The organism is Streptomyces sp. AA4, from assembly GCF_000158875.1.
Lineage (GTDB): Bacteria > Actinomycetota > Actinomycetes > Mycobacteriales > Pseudonocardiaceae > Amycolatopsis.
Genome location: NZ_GG657746.1, coordinates 2191646 through 2217323 on the forward strand (window position 1 = coordinate 2191646; position 25678 = coordinate 2217323).

26 protein-coding genes are annotated in these 25678 nt (G+C 69.2%); 16 read left to right on the forward strand and 10 right to left on the reverse strand.

All coding sequences use genetic code 11. From position 1 onward, the window contains the following. Positions 1-23 precede the first annotated feature (23 nt). Genes hsaA through hsaB form a run of 4 tightly spaced genes read left to right on the forward strand, consistent with a single transcriptional unit; the run spans position 24 to position 3500 of the window. Positions 24-1193 carry a 3-hydroxy-9,10-secoandrosta-1,3,5(10)-triene-9,17-dione monooxygenase oxygenase subunit gene (hsaA, locus tag SSMG_RS10285; protein WP_009075399.1) on the forward strand — a complete coding sequence of 390 codons (1170 nt, stop codon included), beginning with the start codon at positions 24-26 and terminating at the stop codon, positions 1191-1193. After that, a complete protein-coding gene (gene hsaD / locus SSMG_RS10290) occupies positions 1193-2038 on the forward strand; it encodes a 4,5:9,10-diseco-3-hydroxy-5,9,17-trioxoandrosta-1(10),2-diene-4-oate hydrolase (protein WP_009075401.1) in 846 nt (281 codons plus the stop codon). The genes hsaA and hsaD overlap by 1 nt, the downstream gene beginning before the upstream one ends. Next, positions 2038-2937 carry an iron-dependent extradiol dioxygenase HsaC gene (gene hsaC / locus SSMG_RS10295; RefSeq protein WP_009075403.1) on the forward strand — a complete coding sequence of 300 codons (900 nt, stop codon included), beginning with the start codon at positions 2038-2040 and terminating at the stop codon, positions 2935-2937. Before hsaD ends, hsaC begins: the two co-directional genes overlap by 1 nt. After that, entirely contained in the window at positions 2934-3500 is a 567-nt protein-coding gene (gene hsaB, locus SSMG_RS10300) for a 3-hydroxy-9,10-secoandrosta-1,3,5(10)-triene-9,17-dione monooxygenase reductase subunit (RefSeq protein WP_009075406.1), read from the forward strand. Before hsaC ends, hsaB begins: the two co-directional genes overlap by 4 nt. 28 nt (positions 3501-3528) lie before the next feature. Here hsaB and SSMG_RS10305 read toward each other — a convergent pair whose 3' ends face one another. Continuing rightward, complete coding sequence (locus SSMG_RS10305; RefSeq protein WP_009075408.1) at positions 3529-3783, reverse strand: Smr/MutS family protein; 255 nt, start codon at positions 3781-3783, stop codon at positions 3529-3531. Between the two features lie 80 nt (positions 3784-3863). On the opposite strand from SSMG_RS10305, the gene SSMG_RS10310 reads away from it, so the two are divergent. Next, positions 3864-4457, forward strand: coding sequence for a PadR family transcriptional regulator (locus SSMG_RS10310; RefSeq protein ID WP_199785862.1), 594 nt, complete (start codon positions 3864-3866; stop codon positions 4455-4457). After that, positions 4454-5632, forward strand: coding sequence for an NAD(P)/FAD-dependent oxidoreductase (locus SSMG_RS10315; protein WP_037713220.1), 1179 nt, complete (start codon positions 4454-4456; stop codon positions 5630-5632). Before SSMG_RS10310 ends, SSMG_RS10315 begins: the two co-directional genes overlap by 4 nt. Here SSMG_RS10315 and SSMG_RS10320 read toward each other — a convergent pair. The 4 genes from SSMG_RS10320 to SSMG_RS10335 all read right to left on the reverse strand — a co-directional run bounded on the left by SSMG_RS10320 (position 5629) and on the right by SSMG_RS10335 (position 9031). After that, positions 5629-5865: a hypothetical protein gene (locus SSMG_RS10320; RefSeq protein WP_158688004.1), complete on the reverse strand. Its 237-nt coding sequence runs from the start codon at positions 5863-5865 to the stop codon at positions 5629-5631. The two genes, SSMG_RS10315 and SSMG_RS10320, sit on opposite strands and share 4 nt — an antisense overlap. Continuing rightward, positions 5847-6896 (reverse strand): MBL fold metallo-hydrolase, encoded by a 1050-nt coding sequence (locus SSMG_RS10325; RefSeq protein WP_009075416.1) that lies wholly within the window; start codon positions 6894-6896, stop codon positions 5847-5849. The genes SSMG_RS10320 and SSMG_RS10325 overlap by 19 nt, the downstream gene beginning before the upstream one ends. A 10-nt stretch (positions 6897-6906) precedes the next feature. Next, positions 6907-7941 carry an acyl-CoA desaturase gene (locus SSMG_RS10330; protein WP_009075420.1) on the reverse strand — a complete coding sequence of 345 codons (1035 nt, stop codon included), beginning with the start codon at positions 7939-7941 and terminating at the stop codon, positions 6907-6909. Positions 7942-8149: 208 nt separating this feature from the next. Then, a complete protein-coding gene (locus tag SSMG_RS10335; RefSeq protein ID WP_009075422.1) occupies positions 8150-9031 on the reverse strand; it encodes an NAD(P)-dependent oxidoreductase in 882 nt (293 codons plus the stop codon). 94 nt (positions 9032-9125) lie between these two features. On the opposite strand from SSMG_RS10335, the gene SSMG_RS10340 reads away from it, so the two are divergent. The 4 genes from SSMG_RS10340 to SSMG_RS10355 are packed head-to-tail and all read left to right on the forward strand — an operon-like array spanning position 9126 to position 13166. Further along, positions 9126-9323 carry a hypothetical protein gene (locus SSMG_RS10340; RefSeq protein WP_037713222.1) on the forward strand — a complete coding sequence of 66 codons (198 nt, stop codon included), beginning with the start codon at positions 9126-9128 and terminating at the stop codon, positions 9321-9323. A 2-nt stretch (positions 9324-9325) separates the two neighbouring features. Then, entirely contained in the window at positions 9326-10759 is a 1434-nt protein-coding gene (locus SSMG_RS10345) for a sodium:solute symporter (protein WP_009075426.1), read from the forward strand. Beyond that, complete coding sequence (locus SSMG_RS10350) at positions 10756-11958, forward strand: amidohydrolase family protein (protein WP_009075427.1); 1203 nt, start codon at positions 10756-10758, stop codon at positions 11956-11958. Before SSMG_RS10345 ends, SSMG_RS10350 begins: the two co-directional genes overlap by 4 nt. 41 nt (positions 11959-11999) lie before the next feature. After that, on the forward strand, positions 12000-13166 hold the full coding sequence (locus tag SSMG_RS10355; protein WP_234392864.1) for a low temperature requirement protein A: 1167 nt from the start codon (positions 12000-12002) through the stop codon (positions 13164-13166). Between the two features lie 490 nt (positions 13167-13656). Here SSMG_RS10355 and SSMG_RS10360 read toward each other — a convergent pair whose 3' ends face one another. Then, positions 13657-14472 (reverse strand): alpha/beta fold hydrolase, encoded by an 816-nt coding sequence (locus tag SSMG_RS10360; RefSeq protein ID WP_037716879.1) that lies wholly within the window; start codon positions 14470-14472, stop codon positions 13657-13659. A gap of 82 nt (positions 14473-14554) precedes the next feature. On the opposite strand from SSMG_RS10360, the gene SSMG_RS10365 reads away from it, so the two are divergent. After that, positions 14555-15037 carry a pyridoxamine 5'-phosphate oxidase family protein gene (locus SSMG_RS10365; protein WP_009075435.1) on the forward strand — a complete coding sequence of 161 codons (483 nt, stop codon included), beginning with the start codon at positions 14555-14557 and terminating at the stop codon, positions 15035-15037. Between the two features lie 302 nt (positions 15038-15339). After that, entirely contained in the window at positions 15340-15717 is a 378-nt protein-coding gene (locus SSMG_RS10370; protein WP_037713226.1) for a VOC family protein, read from the forward strand. A gap of 355 nt (positions 15718-16072) precedes the next feature. Here the strand turns inward: SSMG_RS10370 and SSMG_RS10375 are convergent, their stop codons facing one another. Continuing rightward, positions 16073-17203, reverse strand: a complete 1131-nt coding sequence (locus tag SSMG_RS10375; protein ID WP_037713228.1) for a steroid 3-ketoacyl-CoA thiolase — start codon at positions 17201-17203, stop codon at positions 16073-16075. Positions 17204-17458: 255 nt separating this feature from the next. Here SSMG_RS10375 and SSMG_RS10380 point away from each other — a divergent pair, with 255 nt between their 5' ends. The 3 genes from SSMG_RS10380 to SSMG_RS10390 all read left to right on the forward strand — a co-directional run bounded on the left by SSMG_RS10380 (position 17459) and on the right by SSMG_RS10390 (position 20615). Then, on the forward strand, positions 17459-18685 hold the full coding sequence (locus SSMG_RS10380; RefSeq protein WP_009075441.1) for a cytochrome P450: 1227 nt from the start codon (positions 17459-17461) through the stop codon (positions 18683-18685). A 66-nt stretch (positions 18686-18751) separates the two neighbouring features. Further along, positions 18752-19537 carry a transglutaminase family protein gene (locus SSMG_RS10385; RefSeq protein WP_009075442.1) on the forward strand — a complete coding sequence of 262 codons (786 nt, stop codon included), beginning with the start codon at positions 18752-18754 and terminating at the stop codon, positions 19535-19537. A gap of 49 nt (positions 19538-19586) precedes the next feature. Further along, positions 19587-20615: a YhjD/YihY/BrkB family envelope integrity protein gene (locus SSMG_RS10390; protein ID WP_199785863.1), complete on the forward strand. Its 1029-nt coding sequence runs from the start codon at positions 19587-19589 to the stop codon at positions 20613-20615. Between the two features lie 32 nt (positions 20616-20647). Here the strand turns inward: SSMG_RS10390 and SSMG_RS10395 are convergent, their stop codons facing one another. The 3 genes from SSMG_RS10395 to SSMG_RS10405 are packed head-to-tail and all read right to left on the reverse strand — an operon-like array spanning position 20648 to position 23850. Next, positions 20648-21811: a thiolase domain-containing protein gene (locus SSMG_RS10395; RefSeq protein WP_009075446.1), complete on the reverse strand. Its 1164-nt coding sequence runs from the start codon at positions 21809-21811 to the stop codon at positions 20648-20650. Next, positions 21808-22860, reverse strand: coding sequence for a thiolase domain-containing protein (locus tag SSMG_RS10400; RefSeq protein ID WP_009075448.1), 1053 nt, complete (start codon positions 22858-22860; stop codon positions 21808-21810). Before SSMG_RS10400 ends, SSMG_RS10395 begins: the two co-directional genes overlap by 4 nt. 6 nt (positions 22861-22866) lie before the next feature. Then, on the reverse strand, positions 22867-23850 hold the full coding sequence (locus SSMG_RS10405; RefSeq protein WP_009075449.1) for a Zn-ribbon domain-containing OB-fold protein: 984 nt from the start codon (positions 23848-23850) through the stop codon (positions 22867-22869). Between the two features lie 79 nt (positions 23851-23929). Here SSMG_RS10405 and SSMG_RS10410 point away from each other — a divergent pair, with 79 nt between their 5' ends. Further along, a complete protein-coding gene (locus tag SSMG_RS10410) occupies positions 23930-25459 on the forward strand; it encodes an acyl-CoA synthetase (protein ID WP_037713231.1) in 1530 nt (509 codons plus the stop codon). The last annotated feature ends 219 nt before the right edge of the window (positions 25460-25678 follow it).

Here is a 25678-nt window from a genome sequence, read left to right on the forward strand (position 1 = left end):
TGTCGAGCGAGAGAGGACGGCCGATGAGCGAGCTGGCTGCCGTGATCGCGGGGGTGCGCGACCTGCTTCCCGTGCTGCGGGAACGCGCACAGGAGACCGAGGACGCCCGTCGGATCCCCGCCGAATCAGTGAAAGCGCTGCAGGAGACCGGATTTTTCCGCCTGCTGCAACCGAAACCGTACGGCGGCTACGAAGCCGACCCGGTCACCTTCTACACCGCGGTCAAGCTCATCGCGAGCGCCTGCGGGTCCACCGGCTGGGTCGCGTCGATTCTCGGCGTGCACCCGTGGCACGTCGCGTTGTTCGACGCGAAGGCCCAGGAGGACGTGTGGGGCGAGGACCACGACGTGCGGATTTCTTCTTCGTACGCGCCGATGGGCAAGGCGACCGTCGTCGAGGGCGGCTACCGGCTGTCCGGGCGATGGAGCTTCTCGTCCGGAAGCGACCACTGCACGTGGGTGCTGCTGGGCGGGCCGGCGTTCGCCGACGGCAAGCCGGTGGACTTCTGCACGTATCTCGTGCCGATCTCGGATTACTCCATTGTGGACGTCTGGGACACGGTCGGGCTGCGCGGCACCGGGTCCAACGACATCGTCGTCGACGACGTGTTCGTGCCGAAGCACCGCGCGCTGAGCTTCATGGCGACGTCGAAGTGCAAGACGCCGGGGCAGGAAGTCAATCCGGGGCCGCTGTACCGGCTGCCGTACGGTTCCGTGCACCCGAGCACCATCACCGCGCCGATCATCGGGATGGCGCAGGGCGCGTACGACGCGCACGTGGAGCACCAGGGCAAGCGGGTGCGGGCGGCCTACGCGGGCGAACAGTCCAAAGAGGACCCGTTCTCGAAGGTGCGGATCGCCGAGGCGGGCAGCGAGATCGACGCGGCCTGGCTGCAGCTGACGCACAATATCGACGAGCTGTACCAGCTGGCCTGCAAGGGCGAGAAGCTGCCGTTCAGCACGCGGTTGCGGGTGCGCCGGGACCAGGTGCGCGGCACCGAGCGGGCGATCTCCGCGATCGACCGGCTTTTCGAGAACTCCGGCGGCCGCGCGCTGCAGCGGGGCACGCCGATCCAGCGGTTCTGGCGCGACGCGCACGCGGGCCGGGTGCACGCGGCGAACGACGCGGAACGCGCGTACGTCATGTTCGGCACCGGCGAGTTCGGCTTGCCCGTCGAGAATGCGATGGTCTGATGACGCCCGAAGGTTCCTATGCAGACACCGCGGGCGGGCTTCGCCTGCACTACCACGAATCCGGCGCCGAAAACGTCGAGACGGTGCTGTTGCTGCACGGCGGCGGTCCCGGTGCCTCGGCGTGGAGCAACTTCGGCCGGAACCTGCCGGTGTTCGGCAAGTCCTACCGCACGCTGGCGATCGACCAGCCCGGGTTCGGCCGGTCCGACAAGCCGACCGACCACCCGCAGTACTTCCGGCACAGTTCGGACGCGATCGTCGGCCTGATGGACCGGCTCGGCATCGAAAAGGCGCACCTCGTCGGCAACTCGCTCGGCGCGGGCGCGGCGGTCCGGCTGGCGCTGAACCATCCCGGTCGTGCCGGACGGCTGGTGCTGATGGGCGCGGGCGGGTTGAGCGTCAACCTGTTCGCGCCGGACCCGACCGAAGGCGTGCGGCTGCTGTCGAAGTTCGCCGGGGACCCGACGCGGGAGCGGATGGAAGCGTTCCTCCGGATCATGGTGCACGACCAGGCTTTGGTCACCGACGAGCTGATCGACGAACGCTTCGAGATCGCGCGTTCGCCGGAGTCGCTCGCGGCGATGCGGGCGATGGGCAAGTCCTTCAGCCTGCCGGACTCCTTCGAGGAAGGCATGTTGTGGCGCGAGGCGTACCGCCTGCGCCAACGGGTCTTGCTCGTCTGGGGCCGGGAGGACCGGGTCAACCCGCTCGACGGCGCAATGCTGGCCTTGAAGACGATTCCGCGTGCGCAACTGCACGTGTTCGGCGGCTGCGGGCACTGGGCGCAGCTGGAGAAGTTCGACGAGTTCAACCGACTCGCCCTCGACTTCCTCGGGAGTTCGTGATGGCTATCCGTTCGCTGGGATATCTGCGCATCGAAGCCACCGACATGGACGCCTGGCGCGTCTACGGGCTGAAGGTGCTCGGCATGGTGGAGGGTTCGGGCACCGACCCGAACGCGCTCTACCTGCGCATGGACGATTTCCCGGCGCGATTGGTGATCGTGCCGGGGGAGAAGGACCGCCTGGCGCAGGCGGGCTGGGAAGCGGCCAACGCCGCGGAACTGGACGACGTCCGCGCCCGGCTCGACGCGGCTTCGGTGCCGTACAAGGAAGGCACGCCTGAGGAGCTGGCCGACCGCCGCGTCGCGGAGATGATCAGCTTCACCGATCCGTCCGGCAACACGCTGGAGGTGTTCCACGGGGTCGCGCTGCAGCACCGGCGCGTGGTGAGCCCGTACGGCCACCGGTTCGTCACCGGCGAGCAGGGCCTCGGGCACGTGGTTTTGTCGACCCACGACAACGAGGCCGCACTGAGGTTCTACCGGGACGTGCTCGGCTTCCGGCTCCGCGATTCGATGCGCCTGCCGCCGCAGATGGTGGGCCGCCCGGCCGACGGCGACCCGGCGTGGCTGCGGTTCTTCGGCTGCAATCCGCGGCACCACAGCCTGGCGTTCCTGCCGATGCCGACGCCGAGCGGGATCGTGCACCTGATGGTGGAGGTCGAGGAGACCGACGACGTCGGGTTGTGCCTGGACCGCGCGAAACGCAAGAACGTCCCGATGTCGGCGACGCTCGGCCGGCACGTGAACGACCTGATGCTGTCGTTCTACATGAAGACCCCGGGCGGCTTCGACGTCGAGTTCGGCTGCGAGGGCCGGCAGGTCGAGGACGAGGCGTGGATCGCTCGCGAGAGCACCGCGGTTTCGTTGTGGGGCCACGATTTCTCGGTAGGCGCGCAATGACAGCCGCCGTCCCCGAGGCTGTGTCGGACCGGTTTCGCGAGGTGCTGGGCCACTTCTGCACCGGGGTGACCGTGGTGACCGGGTACGTCGAGGATTCCTCGGCCGTCGCGCCGACCGGACCGGTGGGTTTCGCCTGCCAGTCCTTCGCGGCGCTGTCGCTGGACCCGCCGCTGGTGCTGTTCTGCGTTGCCCGGACGTCGCGCACCTGGCCCGCGCTGGCCGCGGCGGGCACGTTCGCGGTGAACGTGCTCGCCGAAGACCAGCAGGCGGTCTGTGCCGAATTCGGCCGCCGCGGCGGCGACAAGTTTTCCGGAGTCTCCTGGCGGCCCGCGCCGTCCGGCGCGCCGCTGCTGGACGGGGCCCTGACCTGGGTGGACTGCGAGGTGCAGGCGGTCCACCCGGCCGGGGACCACTACGTGGTGGTCGGTCGCGTGACCGCACTGGGCGAGACGTCCGACGCCCGCCCGCTGCTGTTCCACCGCGGCCGCTACACGGTCACCGAACCGGTGCCGGACGCGCTCACCGCGCTGATGCCCTGGCCCCGCCCGGACGACTGGCTCTGACCTCTGCCGCTTCGGGCGGGTGCTCGCGCTACTTCCAGCGGAAGTGCACGAACACCCGCCCGAAGTTGTCCTTGTCCTTCTCGACGCGGTGGTAGAGCGCCTTCACGTCCTTGCGCTCCAGGAACCGCAGCACGTGCTTCTTCAGCTGCCCGGACCCCTTGCCCGGGATGATCTCTACGAGCGGCGCCTTCTTCGCGACCGCCTCGTCGATGACCGCGCGCAGCGCCCGGTCGATCTCCCCGCCGCGGTTGTAGATGTCGTGAAGATCGAGCTTGAGCTTCATAGGTCCTTCCTACCCCACGAACTGATAGTCGACATCAACTACTCCTCCGCGTATAGTCGATCCTGACTAAGGGAGCAGTGGTGAAACGACGCGTGGTGGGGAATCCGCTCGGGCTGGCCGTGCTGGCGGGCTTGCTCGAGGAGCCGATGCATCCGTACGAGATGGCCCGGCGGTTCGTGGACTACGGCAAGGAGCGGGACTTCAAGTACACCCGCAGCTCGCTGTACATGGTGGTCGGGCAGCTGGAGAAGGCCGGGTTCATCGCGGCGCAGGAGACGCTGCGCGATTCGGCGCGCCCGGAGCGGACGGTCTACGCCATCACGCCCACCGGGCGGCTCGAGCTGTTCGACTGGATGCGCGAGCTCGTCGCCGAACCGGCCACCGAGTACCCGCTGTTCGGGGCGGCGCTGTCGTTGTTCGTGGTGCTGCCCGCGGACGAGGTGCACGAGCTGCTCCAGCAGCGGCTCGTCGCGCTCGCGGCGATCGCCGACGACATCCGCGCGACGCTCGACGCCGGGCGGGAGCAGGGGCTCGCCTGGTGGTTCCTGGTCGAGGAGGACTACCGGCTCACGAAGGTCGAGGCGGAGCGCGGCTTCGTCGAACGGCTCGCCGAGTCGGTCGCCGGGGAGGACTACCGGCAGGCGTGGGAAACCTACTTCAAGGGGAAATCATGAACGTAGCAGTGATCGGCGGCGGCATCGCCGGGGCGACGACCGCGATGGCGTTGCAGCGGGCGGGAATCGAAGCCGCCGTGTACGAGGCTTATCCGAAGGCGGCGGACGGAGTGGGCAGCGCGTTGACGCTGTCTCCCAACGGCCGCAACGCTTTGCGCCAGATCGACGCCGACGACGCGGTGGCCGCGGTCGGCATCGAGGTGCCGGGAATGGTGATGCAGAACCACAAAGGACGCGTGGTCGGCAGATTCGACGGACTGCCGGACCTGCCGTCGAGCCTGCTGCTGCGCCGCGACCGGCTGTACCGCGCGCTGATGGACGAAGCGCTGCGCCGGGGGATCACGGTCGAATTCGGCAAGCGGCTGAAGTCCATTGAGGACAAGCCGGACCAGGTGCTCGCGCACTTCGCGGACGGTTCCTCGGTTTCGGCGGACGTGCTGATCGGCGCGGACGGCATCCGGTCGGCGGTCCGGTCCACTTTGGACCCGGCAGCGCCCGCTCCGCGCTACACCGGACTGCTCGGCCTCGGCGGCTGGATCCGCAACCCGGGACTGCCGACGACCGGCAACTATCAGCATTTCGCCTTCGGCAAGCGCGCGTTCTTCGGGTATTTCGTCGACGCGGACGAGATTCTCTGGTTCAGCAACGTTCCCGCCGCCGATCCGGCTGAGGCGAAGTCCGCGTCGCCGGAGCACTGGCTTTCGGTGCTGCGGGAACGGCACGCGGACGACATTCCGGCGCGTGACATCATCGCCCTGCTGAAGCCGGAAGACGTCGGCCAGCCGGGGATCCTGGAGGACATCCCGACGGTGCGGACGTGGCACCGCGGCCGGGTCGTCCTGGTCGGCGACGCCGCGCATCCGACGTCGCCGAGTTCCGGACAGGGCGCTTCGCAGGCGGTCGAGAGTTCCCTCGAACTCGCTCGCGCGCTGCGGGACGCTCCGGACGTGGCAACGGCTTTCGCCCAGTACGAAGCGGCCCGGCGGGAACGCGTCGAACGGATCATCGCACGGGCGGCGAAGATCAACAACGACAAGGCCGCGGGGCCGGTCGCGCGGATCGTGCGCGACTTGCTGATGCCCGTGATGATGAAGACGGTGATGAGCCCGGAGAAGATGTTCGGGGACCTGCATCGGCACCGGATCGAGTTCGGGTCCTCGCTCGCTTCGGCCTAGCGGAGGCGGGCGAGCGCGGACCGGCGGACGAGGGCCGTGCGGCCGAGCAATCCCAGCACGGTCAATGCATCCGGGGGACCACCAGTCCGGATCACGCGGAGCTGAGTCCGTTCGGAGGCCCGCAGCAGGTCGTCGGCGCGCCAGTCGGGGCCGTGCGTGACGGCGTCGATCAGCGCGGCGGGGTCCGGGCGCGGACGGACGGGGGAACCGCCCGTCAGCCCAGGGTCTGCCACCACCCGTCCACGGGAGGCGGGGCGGAGGCGTCGATCCGCTGTCCGGGTTTCGGGATCGCGAGCGGGAGGTCGTTGGCCTTCGCCTCCCGCCACACCCGGTCCGCCGGGTCCGACCAGGTGTGCATGGCCAGCGTGAACGTCGCCCAGTGCACCGGGACCAGCAGCCCGCCGCGCACGTCCAGATGCGCGGCGACGCCTTCCTCCGGCGTCATGTGGATGTCCGGCCAGTTCGGGGCGTACGCGCCGACCTGGATGAGCGTCGCGTCGAACGGACCGTACTTCGCGCCGATCTCGGCGAAACCGGCGAAGTACCCGGTGTCGCCGCTGTAGTAGACGCGATGCTCCGGCCCGGCGAGCACCCACGACGCCCACAGCGTGCTGTCGTTCGCGAGGCCGCGGCCGGAGAAATGCTGCGCGGGCGTGGCGACGAACCGGATCCCGGCCACGACGGCGTCCTCGTGCCAGTCGAGTTCGATGATCCGCGCGGCCGGGACGTGCCACCGTTCAAGGTGCGCGCCGACGCCGAGCGGGACGAGAAACGGCGCGTCGGTCAGCGCGATCAAGGCTTGGACGGTGGGCAGGTCCAGGTGGTCGTAGTGGTCGTGGGAGATCACGATCGCGTCCAGCCTGCCCAGCTCGCGCAGGGAAACCGGGGGCGCGTGCAGCCGTCGCGGACCGGCGAACGTCGTCGGCGAAACCCGCTCGCCCCACACCGGATCGCACAGCACCCGGGCGCCGTCGATCTCCACCAGGGTGGACGCATGTCCGTACCAGGTAAGGAAAAGCCCGTCCGCTGCGGTGGCGGCCGGCGCGGAAACCAGCGGGACCGCCCCGCCCGGACGGCGGCGGGCGCGGTCCTCGCCGAACAAGAACTCGCGCACGAGGGCACCGGGGGAGGCGGGCGTCGCGCGAGTGGCGGCGGCGTTGTGGAACACGCCGTCGGCGTACTGCGGGGACTGGCGCATCCGTTCCGCACGAGCTCCGGCGGCCTTCGCGCCGAAGGCCGCCGGAGTGACTGCCCGGAAGCTCATGCCACCGAGTTTACGAAGCGTTCCTGAGAGGGGCCCCAGCTTCGTGCAGGTGCCGAAGCGTCTGCCGGTACGAGGAGACCAAGCCGGTGCGCACGTAGGGGATGCCGATCTCGGCGCAGTACGCCTCCACCATCGGCTGGGCGCGGCGCAGGTGCACCGACGGCATGCTCGGGAACAGGTGGTGCTCGATCTGGTGGTTGAGGCCGCCGAGCAGGACGTCGATCACCGGTCCGCCCGCGACGTTCCGGGAGGTGAGCACCTGCTTGCGGAGGAAGTCCAGCTCCGGGCGGCCGGTCAGCGTCGGCATGCCCTTGTGGTTCGGCGCGAAGATCGAACCCATGTAGACGCCCCACAGCCCCTGGTGGACCGCGAAAAACAGCAGTGCGAGACCGGGCGGGAGGACGATGAACAGCGCGGCGAGGTAGACCGCCAGGTGGGTGACCAGCAGCGCCGCTTCGAGCCCGCGGCGGCGCAGGCCGGGGCGCGCGACGGCGCGGATGCCGGACCAGTGCAGGTTGAGACCTTCGAGGGTGAGCAGCGGGAAGAACAGCAGCGCCTGGTGCCGTCCGACGAACCGGGGCAGGCCGCGCGCCTCGCGGGCCTGGCGCTGGGACCAGACGAGGATGTCCGGGTCGACGTCCGGGTCCAGCTCCTCGTGGTTCGGGTTGGCGTGGTGGCGGGTGTGCTTGTCCATCCACCACCCGTAGCTCATCCCGATGCCGAGGTTGCCGGCCAGCCGCCCGGCGATCTCCGCGGGACGGCGCGTCCGGAACACCTGCCGGTGCGCCAGATCGTGCGAAAGCAGGGCGATCTGCCCGAACATGAACGCCTGGAACGCGGCCACGGCCAGCTGCCACCACGAGTCGCCGAGCAGCGCGAACGCGACCCAGCCTCCCGCGAACAGCACGGTCACGAGCGAGATTCGAGCGGTGTAGTAGCCGGGGCGCCGGTCGAGCAGACCGGCGTCGGTGATCCGGCGGCAGAGCCGGGCGAAGTCGCTTCCCGGCCGTGGGGGCGAGGGGAGGACGAGCTTTTCGGTGGTCACCCGGGCGAGTATTGCGGCGCGGCGCCCCGACGGGAAACCTGCAGACCCGACGGATCGTCCTGGGGTTGCCCCCACCATGCCTCCTGTGCATGCCCGAAGGGGTGCTGCTCAAGCGGGCGATGGGGCTCCCGCGATGGCACCCGCGCGGGTTCCCGGGACGACCGGGTTACTCCGGGTGCCGGGGAAATTTCCTTCGTTCGGCGGCTCCTCAGGACGGCTCGCCGCCGGAGCGCCGCCGGGTCACCTCGGCGATGCTCGCCCAGTCGAGGTCCGCGCCGATCTGCTCGACCGCGGTGGAGAATACGTCCCGCAGAACCGGCCCGGTGGGCAGTTCGACGCCGAGCTCGCCGGCGGTGCACAACGCGAGCTTCAGATCCTTCAGCCCCAGCGCTGCGGTGAATCCCGGCGGCGTGTAGGCGCTGGCGGCGATGGCGTCTCCGTAGCCGCGGTAAACCGCGCCGGGGAAGACGGAATCGTTGATCAGGTCGACGAACTGCCCGGCGTCCAATCCGGCGTGCTGCAGCATCGTGATCGACTCGGACAGCGCCTGCAACGCGTGGATGATCAGGTAGTTCACCGAGATCTTCGCCGTCGGCGCGGCGTCGGCCGCGTCGCCGAACTCCCAGACCCGCCGTCCGAGCGCGGCGAGCATCGGCGCGATTTCGGCACGGACGTCCGCGTCGCCGGACACCAGCAGGGTCAGCTTTCCGGCCACCACCGCCTCCGGGCGGCCGACCACCGGCGCACTGAGGTACCGCCCGCCCTGCGCGGCGAACTCGCGGGCCGCCTCCGGGCTGATCGTCGCGTGATTGACGTGAATAAAGCCCTCCGGCGCGGACCGGAGCCGCTCGGCGGTGAACACCTGCCGCACCGCGTTTTCGTCGCTCAGCATGGAAAAGACGGTCCCAGCGGCGATCGCGTCCTCCGGAGTTTCGCCGACGGTCGCGCCTCGTGCCGCCAAGCCGTCCGCCTTGCCCGCGCTGCGGGTCCACACGGTGACGTCGTACCCCGCGTCGACGAGGCGACCGGCCATCGCCGTGCCCATCCTCCCGAGCCCGACGAAGCCCACCCGGCGCGCTGATTCGGCCATGTTCATCCTTCCTCGACCCGTCCCCGGTGAACCCCGAGGTCGGGGGGTATCAAACCAACCTGCCGAGCGACACGTCTTCTGGCAACGTGTGCCCATGCGCAGCTACTACCTCCCCCCGATCGTCCCCGTAGTCGCTCTCGTCCTCATGCCGTTCCTGCCCTTCGTCAACTCCTCCGGCCTGTGGCTGGGCCTGCCGAAGATGATGGTCTGGGGCGCCTTCTGGTGTCTGATGTTCACCCCGGCCCTGCTGCTGTCCGAACGGCTCCTGTCCCGCAGCGGCGAGGAGGATTGACGATGATCCTCGCCTTCACTCTCGCCGGCATCCTGCTCATCGGCGTGCTCGGCTTCGTCGGCCGCCGCCGTCCCGCCGCGGACCTCGCGGAATGGACCGTCGGCGGCCGGAAGTTCGGCGCGCTGACCATGTGGTTCCTGCAGGCCGGCGAGGTCTTCACGACCTTCACCTTCCTCGGCATGGCCGGGCTGGCGTTCTCCGGCGGCGTCGCGGCGATGTACGCGCTGCCGTACGTCCCGATCGCCTACGTGGTCCTGTTCTTCCTCGCCAAGCGGATCTGGCGGATGGGCAAGGAACGCGGCTACCTGACCCAGGGCGATTTCCTCGAGGACCGGTACTCGAGCCGCGCGCTCGGCACGGTGTCGGCCATCCTCGGCGTCGTGTTCGTGCTGCCGTACCTGCAGCTGCAGATCACCGGGCTCGGGCTGATCGTCCGGCTCGTGACCGGCGACCACGCGTCCGGCACGCTCAGCATGATCGCGGGCAGCGTGCTGGTGGTCGCGTTCGTGCTGTGGGCCGGGCTGCGCGGCGTCGCGGCGACTTCGTATTTCAAGGACGCGATCATGCTCGTCGTCCTGGTGGTGCTGATCATCGCGGTGCCCGCGCATTTCGCCGGCGGCGTGTCCGGGGTGTTCCACAAGATCGACCAGCTGCATCCGGAGAAGCTGTTCGTGCACGCCGGGTCCAACGACCACACGTGGTTCATCACGAGCATGCTGGTCAGCGCGATCGGCGTCGGCCTGATGACGCTGCCGCACACCTGGCCCGCGCTGATGTCCGCGCGCGACCCGAAGGTGCTGCGCCGCAATTACACCTGGATGCCGGTGTACGAGCTGTGCCTGCTGCTGCCGATGATCATCGGGTTCGCCGCGATCCTGGTGGTGCCCAAAGGAAGCGACCCGAACGGCGTCCTGCTGACGCTGAGCAAGGACGCGCTGCCGGGCTGGGTCACCGGCCTCGTGGTCGTCGCCGCGACGGCCACCGCGATGGTGCCCGCGGCGGGCATCCTGATCGGCATTTCCTCTTTGGTGGCACGGAACATCACCCGGGTGCGCAGCGAGCGCAAGCAGTTCTGGATCAACCACGGGACGGTCGTGCTGGCCAGCGCGCTGGCCCTGGTGCTCGGCATCTTCCGGCCGGACCTGCTGGCGAACCTGCTGCTGCTCACGTACTCCGGATCGGTGCAGCTGGCCCCGGCGAACCTGCTGGGCTTCCTGAAGAAGGTCCCGGTCGGCAAGGCCCCGGTGTTCGCCGGGCTGCTCGCGGGCGAGGTCGTGGTGATCTGGCTGACCTTCGTGGACCCGAAACTCGTCGGCACGGTCAACGTCGGGCTGGTCGGGCTTGCCGTTAACGTGGTCGTGCTCGCGATCGCGGCAGCCATCGAACGGGCCGTGACCCGGTCCGGAGACGTTGTGCAGACAGGAGAACCGGTATGACGCGGACCCTTTTCACCGGCGGCACGGTGTTCGACGGGGCGGGCAGCGCGCCCGCGCCGGCGGACGTCGCGGTCGAGGACGGCCGGATCGTCGAGGTCGGCACGGGCCTCGACGGCGACCGCGCGGTGGACTGCGCCGGAGCGACGCTGCTGCCCGGGATGTTCGACTGCCACGTGCACGTCACGGTGTCCGACCTCGGGTTGCTGCAGCGGGTGCAGAAGCCGTTCTCGTACCAGTTCTACGAGGCCGCCCGGAACCTGTGGACGACGCTGAAGCTCGGCATCACCACGGTCCGCGACGCCGCCGGGGCCGATCTCGGCATCAAGCAGGCGGTCGCGGACGGCCTGATTCCCGGTCCCCGCTTGGAAATCGCGATCGGCCTGATCAGCCCGACCGGCGGGCACGGCGACGGATGGATGCCGTCCGGGCACTGCGTTCCGCTGTCGCTCCCGCACCCCGGCCGCCCGAGCGCGCTGGCCGACGGACCGGACGAGATGCGCCGAGTCGCACGGACGCTGTTGCGCGCCGGGGCCGACGTGCTGAAGGTCTGCACGACCGGTGGCGTGCTGTCTCCTCGGGACGATCCGCGGCATTCGCAGTTCACGCCGGAGGAATTGGACGTCCTGGTCGCCGAAGCGACCATGCAGGGCCGCGCGGTGATGGCCCACGCCCAGGGCGCGGAGGGGGTCAAGAACGCCGTCCGCGCCGGGATCCGGTCGATCGAACACGGCATCTACCTCGACGACGAAGCGATCGAACTGATGCTCGCGCACGGCACCTGGCTCGTCCCGACGCTGGTGGCCCCGGTGAACGTCATCCGCGCGGCCGCCGCCGGTGCCGCCCTGCCGGACGCGGTGGTGCAGAAGGCGAAAGAGGTCGCGGAGGTCCACCTCGATTCGGTGCGCCGGGCCGCCGAAGCCGGGGTCCGGATCGCGATGGGCACCGACAGCGGCGTCGGCCCGCACGGGACGAACCTCGAAGAGCTGGAACTGATGCGCTCGGCCGGGATGAGCCCCGCGGACGTGCTGGTCGCCGCCACGTCGTCGGCCGCTCGGCTGCTGGGCAAGGACGCCGAACTGGGCCGGCTGGCTCCCGGATATCGCGCGGATCTCGTGGTCGTTTCGGGCGATGTGTACGATTTCCCGGCTCTGGCGGGGAACGTTCGGGAAGTGTGGCAGGACGGAGCGCGCGCGGTTTAGGCCGGTAGCTTCATGATCACGGCATACTGTCCGCCGTGATCATGAAAACCGGGGAACGCCACGCGTCCTGGCTCGAACTTTTCTTCGACCTGGTGGCGGTCGCCGGCGTCGCCCAGCTTTCGCACCTCGTGCGCGGAACGACTTCCTGGAGCGACGCCGGCCTCTACGTCGTGTGCTTCCTCGCGTTCTGGACCGCGTGGATGTGCTTCACCGTGTACGGCAACGTCACCGGCGAAGCGGCCCGCACGATGCCGGTGCTGCTGGCGATGGCCGGACTGGTTTTCATGGCCGGTTCGGTGCACGACCTCGGCGAGCACGCGCAGGGCTTCGCCATCTCGTATGTGGCCGTGCGCGCGCTTGCGAGCCGGGTGTGGGAAGGCCGCGAAAGCACGCGGATCATCGTCGAATGGCCCGTGGTGCACGCCGGGATGGGCGTGGTGCCGTGGGTTGTTTCGTTGTGGGTCGACGCGCCGTGGAAGTACGCGCTGTGGGCGCTCGGGCTGGGGATCGACCTGGTGGCCGGGCTGACCATGTCGGGGGAGCAGGTGGCGGAACGGGTCGCGGAACGGGTCTCCCAGTCCAAGCGATCCGCTCCGGGGCTGGCTTTCGCGCATCTGGACATCGCGCATTTCGGCGAGCGCTTGGGACTTTTCACGATCATCGTGCTCGGCGAGGGCGTCCTGACGGTCACCGACGCGATGACCGAGATCCCGGACTGGGAGTGGCCGCTGCTCTCGACCGTGCTCGGGGTTTTGGCGCTGCTGGCGGCTTTGTGGGGAGCGGCGCTGTACCAGGGGTTCGGCGGGATCCCGTATTTGTCGCAGACCGCTTGGGGGCCGCGCGTTCTGCTGCCGGTGCACTGCCTGGTGGCCGGTCTGCTGGCGGCTTTGGCGGCGGGTTTCGGGGATGCCGTGGAGTCTGTCGCGCATGGGCATGTCGCCGCGGGGACGCGATGGTTGCTGTGCGGATGCGTCGCGGCGTTCACAATGGTGGGCGTGGTCGCACGGGCGGCTTCCGGGATGTGGCGGGGGTGGGATTTCGCCGCGGTGCTCGCCGGGGTGGGGATTCCGGCCGCGTTGGCCTTCCTCGGCGGGGCGCTGACTCCGCCGCGGTTTTTGTGGGTGTTGCTGCTGGCCGTGCTGCCGGGGTTGGTGCGGGAGTTTCCTTGGCGTCGGCGGGGTGCTGCTGCGGGCGCGGAAGGTCCGTGAAGGGCTCCTTGAGGGACCTCACGTCCGTGAAGGAGCCCCTCACGGACAGCCCCGATCCGGGCCGGGCACCCTGACGGTGTCGGCGAGGGGGACCCTGACGGACTCAGCGTCGATGAAGGTGCCCTTCGCGGCTTTCGGTGTGGGTGAAGGGACCCTTCGCGGCTTCGGCGTGTGTGAGGGTGCCCTTCGCTGCTTTCGGTGTGCGTGAGGGTGTCCCTCGCTGCTTTCGGCGTGGGTGAAGGGACCCTTCGCGGCTTCGGCGTGCGCGAGAGTCCCCCTCGCTGCTTTCGGTGTGTGTGAGCGTGCCCTTCGCGGCTTTCGGCGTGGTCTCGCACGCGGAGCGTGCGTGAAGGGACCCTTCACGGCTTCGGCGTGCGTGAGGGTGCCCCTCGCTGCTTTCGGCGTGGGTGAAGGGACCCTTCACGGCTTCGGCGTGCGTGAGGGTGCCCCTCGCCGCCTTCGGCGCGCGTGAAGGTGCCCCTCACGACTCTCAGGCGTTGGCGAGAAGTTCCTTCAACGCCGCCGCGAACTTGGCCGGATTGCGTTGCGGCGCCAGGTGCGCACCCGGCGTCTCGGTGAACGGCAGCCCGAGTTCGAGCGCGAGGATTTTGGCGGGCTGGTAGTGGTACCAGCCGCGGCTGGCCTCCCCGGCGACCGGCACGATCTCGGTGTTCGTCCGGCGCAGCGCGCGCAAGTCCGGCAGGTAGTCGAAGAACTCGGTCAGCTCGCGGTCGAACAGCCGGAGCCAGTCGGCCTCGTTCGGCAGCCGCAGATGCGGCAGGTCGGGCAGGGCGGCGCCGGCGATCCCGTCCGCGAACCGCGTGACCGCCCCCATCAGATCACCCGAACGGGCCAACCGAACCTGCGCCGCGGCGGCCTCGAGAATGCCCGCGGCGTCCGGCATGAGCTGGATCGCGGGCGGCTCGTGCGCGACGAACGTGGCAACCCGATCCGGGTACCGCGCGACGAGATCCAGCCCGATCAACGCACCGGCACTGGTGCCGAACATCGAAACCGGCCCGGTGCCGCCGACGTGGTCGAGCACCGCGAGGGCGTCGTCCGCCTGCAGGGCCACCGGAACGGGCCCGGTCGTGGTGTCCGTGCTGGAAAAATGGCCGCGGCGATCGTAGGTGATCACGGTGAAATCCGTGCGCAAGAGCTTGACCAGCGCCCGGAACGAGTCCGCCGAACCGGTGCCGCCGGGGACCAGCAGCAGCCGCGGCCCCTCGCCGGTCGTGCGGACGGCCAGTTCCCCGCCCTCGACCGGACAGCGATGCTGGGCAGTCTCCGCATCTTCCGCGATCATGCCGAGAGTCAAGCACAACCCGGTTCACCCGATCGCTTCCGGGACGCCGGTTTTTGTCGGTGGCGGGTGCGAGACTCCGGGAATGACGAGTTGGGATGAGTTCAGTGCCGCCGCCCCGTCACTGGCCTCGCGCGTACGAGCCCGCTTCGCCGCCGCGGATTCGCACGTCTTGGCCACTTTGCGACGCGACGGCGCGCCACGAGTAAGCGGTTCGGAGATCGACTTCCGCGACGGCGAGGCGTACCTCGGGTCGATGCTCGGCGCGGTCAAGGCCCGCGATCTCCAACGCGACGACCGGTTCGCGCTCCACGCGTTCCCCGGCATCGAGGACGACTGCGACGCGAAAATCGCCGGCCACGCGGTGGAGATCACCGACCCGGCGGAGGTCGCGCGCGTCCAGGAGGGGCAGGAAAGCCACCTGTTCCGGCTGGATCTGCGAGAGGCCGTGGTGACGTGGGTGGAAGACAACACGCTGTGGATCGAATCGTGGCACCCCGGCAGCTGGGTGCGCTTCGCGAGACCGGACAACGGCCCCGCGGTGCGGACGGAACTGGAGGTGAGCTGACGGGGCTGCTTGGCGGATCCCGCTGAGATCCGGTGAGGGAGCGACGGCCGGGGAAGCATGTCGGGTTTGGGCGAGGCAGTGGGGCGCGCTCAGACGCGAGGATGCGCCGCGCCCGAGAAAGCGCAGCTGCTCGACTGACGCGACCCGGTCGCGGCGGCACCATCGTCGACCTTCTGAAGCGCGGACGCAGTAGACGGCGACCGCGCTGGTCTGCGGTGACGTCCGGCTGGGCTTCGCCGCCCGCAGCGACGGTCTTGCCGCGGGGGAGAAGCGTACAGCGCCAGAAACCCTAGTCTGGCCTGATGAAACTCACCTCCACCGTCCTAGACGCACCCGACCCCCGCACGCTGGCCGAGTTCTACCGGAAGCTGCTCGGATGGCCGATCGGCACTGACGAACCGGAGTGGGTCACGTTGCGCCCACCCGGCGGCGGGGCAGGGCTGTCGTTTCAGCTGGAAACCCAGTACGTGCCCCCGGTCTGGCCCGCGACCGTCGGGGAGCAGCAGATGCAACTGCACCTCGACTTCGAGGTCGACGGACGCACGGCGCTGCAAGCCGCAGTCACAAAGGCGGTCGCCGCGGGTGCGCGGGTGGCGGAGTTCCAGCCGCAACCCCACGTGCGCGTACTGCTGGACCCGGCAGGGCACCCGTTCTGCCTCTGGACTGACGACCGGCCCTAGTGACGCGCGAAGTTCCCTTGCCGCAACGACATTCGTGCCAGCGCGGCAAGAAACGGCCCGAACGCCGTCACACAGATCGGCGACCTCTCGGCCAACGGACACGCCGGTCCTGCGCCGGTGAACTCAGCTCCGCTGCAGAATTGTCGCGGTGGCGATCGCTCCGTCAGTGCACGTCGACACCAGCACTGTCGTCCCGCAGATCAGCGACCTCGGGCAACGGGCACGGTGGTGCTGCGCCGCTGAACTCAGATCCACTCGAAAACCGTCGCGGTGGCGATCGCCCCGCCTGCGCACGTCGAAAGCAGCACCGTCGTCCCGCACCTCGGACAACGGACACACCAGGCCCCCGGGGAACTCAGATCCGCTCCAGGATCGTCGCCGTAGCCATCGCCCCGCCAGCGCACATCGACACCAGCGCCGTCGTCGCGTCCCGCCGTTCCAGTTCGTGCAGCGCGGTCGTCAACAACCGCGCGCCGGTGCTCCCTACCGGATGTCCCAGCGCGATCGCCCCGCCGTTCACGTTCACCCGCGACTCGTCCGGATTGTGCATGCGCTGCCACGAAAGCACGACCGACGCGAAGGCCTCGTTCACCTCGAACAGGTCCACGTCCCCGATCTTCATCCCGGCCGCCTCCAAGACCCTCGTCGTGGCCTGGACCGGGCCGTCGAGGTGGTAGTACGGTTCCGCGCCGACGAGCGCTTGCCGCCGGATTCGGGCGCGGGGGCGAAGGCCCAGCGAGCGGGCCAGCGAGGCGTCCATGATCAGCACCGCCGCGGCGCCGTCGGAGATCTGGGACGACGAGCCCGCCGTGTGGATTCCGTCCGGCACCACGGGCTTCAACCGTGCCAGACCCTCCATTGTGGTCTCGCGCAAGCCCTGATCCCGGTCCACCACCCCGGCTTCCGTCGTGACCGGCACGATTTCCCGGGAGAAATGCCCGGCCGACCACGCGGCCGCGGCATTGGCCTGCGACCGCACGCCGAAAGCGTCGACGTCCTCGCGCGTGATGCCTCGCCGGATCGCGATCCGTTCCGCCGCACCGTATTGGTCCGGCATGTCGATCGACCACGAGTCCGGCTTGGGGGAGCCGACGCCCTCGCCGCGGTTCGCGCCCAGCGGCACCCGGCTCATCGCTTCCGCACCGCAGGCCACGCCGACGCTGATCGCGTCCGCCGCGATCAACCCGGCCACCAGATGCGCGGCCTGCTGCGCCGAACCGCATTGCGCGTCGATCGTCGTGGCTCCGGTCGATTCCGGCAGGCCCGCGTGCAGCCACGCGGTGCGGGTCAGGTTGCCGCACTGCTCGCCCGCCTGCGTGACCGCTCCGCCGATCACCTGCTCCACCTGAGCCGGATCGATGCCGGCCCGTTCGACCACCCCGCGCACCGCCGCGCCCAGCAGTTCGGCCGCGTGCAGGCCGGACAGCCAGCCGCCGCGCTTGCCGATCGGCGTGCGTGCCGCGGCCACGATCACCGGTTCGCCCACGAGTGTCCCCTTCCGAAGCTCCGTCCCCGGCAAAACTAGAACACGTTCCTATTAATGACAAGCGACCGCATGACAGCACGGAAGTCGATCACTGCGGGATGAGCAAGCGCTCACCTGCGCAAATTGGTTCTGGAACGGTAAAGTAAACAGGTTTCACTCAAGCGGGTTCCGTTGGTTAACACCGTATGCTCTACTGGGGTCATAGAACGCGTTGCAGTTGGGTATCACCGCCGATCCCGCGCAGGAGGCCAAGCCGTGGCAGCCCCCCTTTTGCCCGCCGGTTTCGACTTCACCGATCCGGACCTCTACGCCAGCCGGCTGCCCCTGGAGGAGTTCGCCGAACTCCGCCGCACGGCGCCCGTCTGGTGGAACCCGCAGCCGCACAACACCGCAGGCTTCGGCGACGACGGCTACTGGGTCGTCACGCGCCACGCCGACGTCAAGGCGGTCTCGCGCGACAGCGAGCTCTACTCGTCGAGGGAAAAGACCGCGATCATCCGGTTCGACGACCAGATGACGGCCGAGGGCCTCGACGCCAACCGGCTCGTCCTGCTGAACATGGACGCGCCGCAGCACACCAAGCTCCGCCGCATCGTGTCGAAGGGGTTCACCCCGCGCTCGATCGCGAAGCTCGAGGACACCCTGCGCGACCGCGCCGAGCGGATCGTGCACGAGGCCAAGAAGAAGGGCTCCGGCGACTTCGTCACCGACGTCGCGTGCGAGCTGCCGCTGCAGGCGATCGCCGAACTGATCGGCGTGCCGCAGGAGGACCGGCTCAAGATCTTCGACTGGTCCAACCAGATGATCGCCTACGACGACCCGGAATACGACCTCGAGCCGATCGCCGCGTCCGCGGAGCTCGTCGACTACGCCTGGAACATGGCCGAGGACCGCCGCCGCTGCCCGATGGACGACATCGTCACGAAGCTCGTCCAGGCCGACGTCGACGGCGAATCGCTCGGCTCCGACGAGTTCGGGTTCTTCGTGATCCTGCTGGCCGTCGCGGGCAACGAGACCACCCGCAACGCGATCACGCACGGCATGAAGGCGTTCCTCGACCACCCGGACCAGTGGGACATCTTCAAGGAGCAGCGCCCGAAGACCGCGCCGGACGAGATCGTCCGCTGGGCGACGCCGGTCGTCGCGTTCCAGCGCACCGCGACCCGCGACACCGAACTCGGCGGCGCGCGGATCCGCAAGGGCGACCGCGTCGGGATGTTCTACAGCTCGGCCAACTTCGACCCCGAAGTCTTCGACGAACCCGGCAAGTTCGACATCCTCCGCGAGGACAACCAGCACGTCGGCTTCGGCGGCACCGGTTCGCACTACTGCATCGGCGCGAACCTCGCCCGGCTGGAGATCGACCTGATCTTCAACGCGATCGCCGACGTGATGCCGGGCATCGCCAAGGTCTCCGCGCCCGAGCGGCTGCGTTCCAGCTGGCTCAACGGGATCAAGCACTACCAGGTCCGCTACGCCTGAGCAGGCGAAACGCCCGGGCGAACGGCTTGTCCGGCAAGGCGCGCGACGCACCGGCATGATGGCCCCGTGCGCACGACGGTAGACGTGGAATTCGGCGTCCGGGTGACGAAACCCGGCCTCGCCGCGATTTCGGTCGCCGCCGTGCGCGCGGACGCCGGCGAACTCGCCGTGTCCGACGCCGGTTCCGCGCGCACCGCCGAATTCGAACACGGCACTCGCGCGGAGGTGTACGACCTCGCCGAGGGAGAGCACCGCGTCACCTACCACGGCGAACGCGTGCTGCATCGCGGCAACGCCGAATCCGTCACGCTCGCCGACATCGCGCGGTACACGCGGCCCAGCCGGTACTGCCCGTCCGACCGGATGGGCGGTCTGCTGCCACCGGGCATCGGCGAGCTGACCGGCGCGCGGGCGCGAGTGCAGGCGATCGTCGACCACGTACACCGCAGGCTCGCGTACGTCGTCGGCTCCGGCGGCCCCACCCACGACGCCATCGACACGCTCCTCGCCGGCGAAGGCGTCTGTCGCGACTTCGCGCACGTATGCGTCGCGTTGTGCCGCCTCGTCGACGTACCCGCGCGCTACACGTCGGTGTATGCGCCGGGTCTGCAGCCGATGGACTTCCACGCGGTCTTCGAAGCAGGCATCGACGGCCGCTGGTACGTCTTCGACGCCACCCGGTTGGCCCCGCGCCAGACCATGCTCCGCATCGCCACCGGACGCGACGCCGCCGACACCCCGTTCCTCGCGACGCTGGGCTGCGAACTCGACTTCCTCGGCGCGACTGTCTTCGCCACGACCGACGAACCGCTGCCGCGTGACGACGGGCACGCCCCGGTCGTACTGGCCTGAATGCGTGTCTTTTGCGACAAAGAGCGCGTCCGCTGGGTAAACAGTGACGGTGAAGCGTTCCAGCAAGACCCCGGGGCCGAGCAAGTGGGCCCGCGCGCGTGCCCGGTACCGATGGCTGGACCACATCGCACGCGCCACCAACCGGTACATCGACTACGGCGGTTATCACTACGTCGCGTCGATTACCTACTTCAGCCTGCTGTCGCTGGTGCCGATCCTGATGGTGGCCTCGTCGGCGGCCGGCTTCGTGCTCGCGACGCAGCCGCACCTGCTCGACGCGCTGGTACGCGGCATTTCCGGCTCGCTGCCCGGCCCGATCGGCTCCCAGGTCTCGTCGCTCCTGACCGGGTTCGTCGAGCAGCGCACCGGGGTCGGGGTCGCCGGTCTGGTCGTCGGCCTGTACTCCGGCTGGAACTGGATGAACGCGCTGCGGGACGCGCTCACCGCGATGTACGGCCAGAACCGGTCCGAAGGCCCGCTGCTGCGCACGATCCTGATGGACGTGCTGGCGCTGCTCGGCCTCGCCGCGGCGCTGCTGGTGTCGTTCGGGATCTCGGTGTCCGGCACCGCGGTCGGCCGTTCGCTGCTGGGGCTGGTCGGCGTCGAGGACACGAGCTGGGGGCACAACCTGCTGTCGTTCGTCTCGGTGCCGCTGGCGCTGCTCGCCGACTGGCTGGTGTTCCTGTGGGTGCTCACCCGGCTGCCGCGGGAACGCGTCGGCTGGCGCAGCGCGATGCGCGGCGCGGTCGCCGCGGCGGTGGGCTTCGAACTGCTCAAACTGGCCGGCGGGTTCTACCTGAACTTGATCAGCAAATCGCCGTCCGGCGTGGCGTTCGGTTCGGTCATCGGTCTGCTGTTCTTCATCTCGCTGATCGCCCGGATGCTCATCTACATCACGGCCTGGACCGCGACCGCCCGCGACGCGCCGCGCAAGCCGATCCAGCCCCCGGCGGCGACGCAGCTGCGGCCGATCATCGCCCCCAAGCAGAACAGCGGCAAGGCGGCGCTGCTGGGGGCGGTGGTCGGGGCGTTGGGGACAGCGGTCGCGTTGAGAAGGGGGCGGCGGAGGGACTCGTGAGTGGTTAAGCCGGTTCTAACCGGCCGGAACACTCACGAGGGCTTTTCCGCCCCGACGACCCACATGCTGAAATACTGCGAGCCGCCGCCGTAAGCGTGGCCCATCGCGACCCGAGCCCCGTCCACCTGATAATCGCCCGCGCGGCCCATCACCTGCTTCGCCGCTTCGGAGAACCGCAGCATCCCGGACGCGCCAATGGGATTCGACGACAGCACGCCGCCCGACGGGTTCACCGGCAGCCGCCCGCCGATCGCCGTATCGCCGGCCTCGGTAATCTTCCAGCCCTCTCCCTCGGCGGCGAAGCCGAGGTTTTCCAGCCACATCGGCTCGAACCAGGAGAATGGCACGTAAATCTCCGCGACGTCCACTTCGGACAGTGGATCGGCGATGCCCGCGTCGCGCCACAACGCCGCTGCCGCGTCGCGACCGGCTTGCGGGCTGACCTGGTCGCGTCCGGCGAACGTCGTGGGCTCGGTCCGCATCGCGGTCGCGTGGATCCACGCCGCACCGCCCGGCACCGCGTCCCCGGCGGCTTCGTCGCCGAGCACCATCGCGCAGGCGCCGTCGGAGGACGGGCACGTTTCGTCGTACCGGATCGGGTCCCACAGCATCTGCGACGCCTGCACCGATTCGACCGTGATGTCGGCCTGCTGCAGATGCGCGTACGGATTCAACGCGCCGTTGCGCCGATCCTTCGCCGCCACAATCGCGCCGATGTGTTCCGGCGCGCCGGAACGGCGGATGTACGACCGGACGTGCGGCGCGAAGTACCCACCGGCTCCAGCGCCGACCGGCATCTGAAACGGCGGCAGAATCGACAGGCCCCACATCGCGTTCGATTCGGACTGCTTCTCGAACGCCACCGTCAGCACGCGCCGGTGCACGCCGGACTGGATCAGCGAAGCGGCGACCAACGCGGTCGACCCGCCGACCGAACCCGCGGTGTGCACGCGAATCAGCGGTTTCCCGTTCGCCCCCAACGCGTCCGAGAGGAACAGTTCGGGCATCATGACGCCCTCGAACAGGTCCGGCGCCTTGCCGATCACGACGGCCTCGATGTCGTCCCACCCGACCTGGGCGTCCGTCATCGCGCGGTCGATCGCCTCGCGGAGCAGACCGGCCATCGACACGTCAGTGCGCTTCGCGCGGTGGTGCGTCTGCCCGGTCCCGAGCACCGCGGCGAGCTGTTTCGTCATCGTGCCTCCAGCACGGCGAGGAGGTTCTGCTGCAGGGCAGGTCCGCTGGTCGCGTGGGCGAGCGTCTTGGCCGCTTCGCCGCGGTGGATGCGCGCGGCGGCCTCGCCGATCCGCGCGAGGCCGGCGGAGAACATCGGGTTCCCGGTGAGCGCGCCGCCGGACGGGTTGATCCGGACGCTGTCCCCGAACCCGAGTTCGCGGCGCAGGATGAGCTCCTGATGCGTGAACGGCGCGTGCAACTCGGCCAGTTCGACCCCGTCCAGATCCAGCCGGGCCGCGGCGGCGGCCGTCGAAGGAGAACGGGTGAGATCGCGCGCGCCGAGGACGGGGGAGTCGATGCGGTGCTCCAGTCCGGAGATGATCGCGGGCCGCTCCACGAGGTCGCGCGCGCGTTCCGCCGAGGCCAGGATGATCACCGACGCGCCATCCGTCACCGGTGCGATGTCGTGTGCGCGAAGGGGATCGGCGACATACGGGGTGTCGAGCAGGTCAGCGACGTCCACGGTTCCGGACAGCTGTGCGGCGGGGTTGTTCGCCGCGTCCGCCCGGGACCGGGCAGCCACTTCGGCCAAGTCCTTTTCGGACCACAACCCGCCTTCGAGACCCAATCGGGCCTGCAGTCCGGCGATCGCCAGCGAGTCCGGCCACAGTGGAGTGACGAGGTACGGGTCCAGCTGCATGGCCATGACTCGCCGGAGCTGTCCGGCGCTGGCTTTGCCGAAGCCGTACACAAGCGCGGTGTCGACCTCGCCGGTGCGGATCTTCAGCCACGCCTCATACAGCGCCCAGGCGGCGTCCATTTCCACATGGGACTCGTGGATCGGCGGGAACGCACCGAGCGCGTCCACCGCGGCGATGAACGAAAACGCGCGCCCGGCGAGGTAATCCGAGGATCCGGAGCACCAGAACCCGATGTCTTGTTTGGACAGTCCGGTCGCCGCGAAGGCCTCGGCGAGGATCGGCACGAGCATTTCCACGCCGTTGGTGGTGCCCTCGGTCTTGCGGACGTTGGGCGCCTGCGCGAAACCGGCTACGGCTACTTCAGGCATGGTTCCTCACAGGTGGTGGGCGAAGGTCTCGTACTCGGCGTCCGGCTCGCCGGTGGGCTCGAAGTGGCTGATGTTCTCCAGCGACGTCCACCATTCCTCGCGCGGCCGCCAGCTGGCGCGCACGCGCATGCCCATCCGGACCTCCTCGGCGGCGCAGCCGAGCACGAGGTGCAGGAACGCGATGTCGGCCCCGTCGAGCAGGATGTACGCCGCGACGTACGGCGGCTTGATGCGCTGGCCGAGGAACGGCACGTTGACGATGCAGAACGTCGTGACGATGCCCGTGTCGGGCAGTTCCACCTCGTCGGTGGTCGGCACGCCGTCGACCGGGCACGCGCCGCGCGGCGGGATGTAGACCTTGCCGCATTCGGGGCAGCGCTGGCCGAGCATCCGGCCCTCGGCGAGGCCGCGCAGGTACCGGCTTTCCTCCGGCGACGCGGAATGCTGGTATTTCAGGTGCACTGGCGTGATGATCACGCTGACCGGCGCGCCTTCTTCGCGTTCCGCCACCGGCGGGGGAGCCTCGGTGGGCGTGGTGTCCGGCGCGTCCGCGGGCAGGAAGTACGCGATGTCGCGGATGTGGCCGACCGTTTCGCCCGCCCACCGCACGCGCACGCGCTGTCCGATGTGGACGTTGTCCGGCGAGCCGGCGTCGAGCGCGTGCAGCAGGCTGGTGTCCGCGCCGTCGAGTTTCACCAGCACCCAGGCGAACGGACGCGACAGCGGCTGGCCGTCGAGCGGATCCGCGCACCAGGACCAGGAAACGACAGTGCCTTCTGTGCCGACCGGGACGAACTCGGTCAACGGGTCCGCGGTGGCGGGGTCGTACTCCACCGGGGGCACGTGCACGCGTCCGTCGCTGCCGCGCACGCCTTCGATCCGGCGTTCGCGCAACGCGTTGACGAACCGGCCGAGCACCGGGCCGGTCGAACGGGTGTAGTCGAAGCCGACGTTGAGCGGCGCCGACAGAGGGGCATCCGAAACCGTCACGGCTCCGAGTGAAACACGTTCTCGAATCCGAGGCAAGGAACCTGTTGTGTCTATGTGGAACGCGTTCTAGATTTGAGTGATGGACCTGGGACTGTGGACCATCGCCGCGGCCGAGCCCGCCCGGGTGGCGCTGGTGGATCCGGACGGGCGGGAAATCACGTACGGCGAACTGACCGCGAAAGCCAACCGGTACGCCTCCGGGCTGCGCGAACTGGGCCTCGGCGTCGGCGATTCGGTAGTGCTGCTGCTGCCGAACGGCGACGACCTGGTCGCCGCGTACTTCGCGGCGATCCAGACCGGCCTGTACGTGGTGGTGGTGAACTGGCATCTCGTCGGGCCGGAAGTCGCGTACATCCTCTCCGACAGCGGAGCGAAAGCTTTCCTGGCGCACGAACGGTTCGCGGACGTCGCGGTGGCCGCGGCCGATGAGGCTGGCTTGCCCGCTTCGGCGCGGTTCGCCGTGGGATCGGTGCCGGGCTTCCGTCTCGTCGAGGAACTGGGCGCGGGGCTGGGCGACGGGCGGCCGGACAACCGGACCGCGGGGTCGCCGATGCTCTACACCTCGGGCACGACGGGGCGGCCCAAGGGCGTCAAGCGGCCGCTGACCGGGGCGGATCCGGATCAGGTGCCTGCCGCTTCGACGTGGTTCTTCGGGGTGTTCGGGCTGCAGCCGTTCGACGATCACGTGCATTTGTGCGGGTCGCCGCTGTATCACACGGCGGTGCTGAATTTCGTGGCGATTTCGCTGCAGTTGGGGCATACCGCGGTGCTGATGGACCGGTGGGACGCCGAGGAAATGCTGCGGCTGATCGAGCGGCATCGGGTGACGCACAGCCATATGGTGCCGACGCAGTTCCGCCGCTTGCTTGCCCTGCCGGAGGAGGTGCGCACGAAATACGACCTGAGTTCGCTGCGCGTGATGATTCACGGGGCCGCGCCTTGTCCGATTGAGGTCAAGCGGCAGATGCTCGAGTGGTGGGGTCCCGTTGTCACCGAGTATTACGCGGCGACTGAGGGCGGCGGGACGGTGATTTCCGGCGAGGACTGGTTGCGGAAGCCGGGGTCTGTTGGATTGCCGTGGCCGGGGTCGACGATCCGGATCCTGGACGACGCCGGGAACGAAGTGCCTGTTGGCGAGACGGGTGCGGTGTACATGAAGATGGGGGACTCGAAGTTCGAGTATCACCGGGATCGCGCCAAGACCGAGAAGGCCCGGGTCGGGGATTTGTTCACGCTGGGTGACGTCGGGCATCTCGACGAGGACGGGTATTTGTTCCTGCACGACCGCAAGGCGGACATGATCATTTCCGGCGGGGTGAACATTTATCCGGCGGAGATCGAGGGCGAACTGGTGATGCATCCGAAGGTCGCCGATGTGGCCGTGTTCGGGGTGCCGCATGAGGACTGGGGGGAGGAGATCAAGGCGGTGGTGCAGCCTGCGGACGGGGTTGAAGGGTCTGCGGAGCTTACGGCTGAGCTGCTCGCGTATGCGGAGACTCGGTTGGCTCGGTTCAAGTTGCCGCGGTCGGTGGATTATCTGCCGGAGCTGCCTCGGGATCCGAATGGGAAGTTGTACAAGCGGAAGTTGCGGGAGCGGTACGTGTCGTGAGGGCGGGGCGGGGGCGCCGCTGCGGGGCTTGATTGTGGCTGCGGGGTCCCGGGACGGGGTGTGCCTGTGACTCGGCTGGGGTGCACCGACCACCTTGGCCGGGGGGTGCGTCGACGCCCTCGCTTGGGTGCGCCCGCGACTCCTCGCCTGGGTGGGCCTACGCCCCTCACCTTGGTGCGCCCACCACCCCTCAGCCTGATTGTGACTACGGCGCGGGGG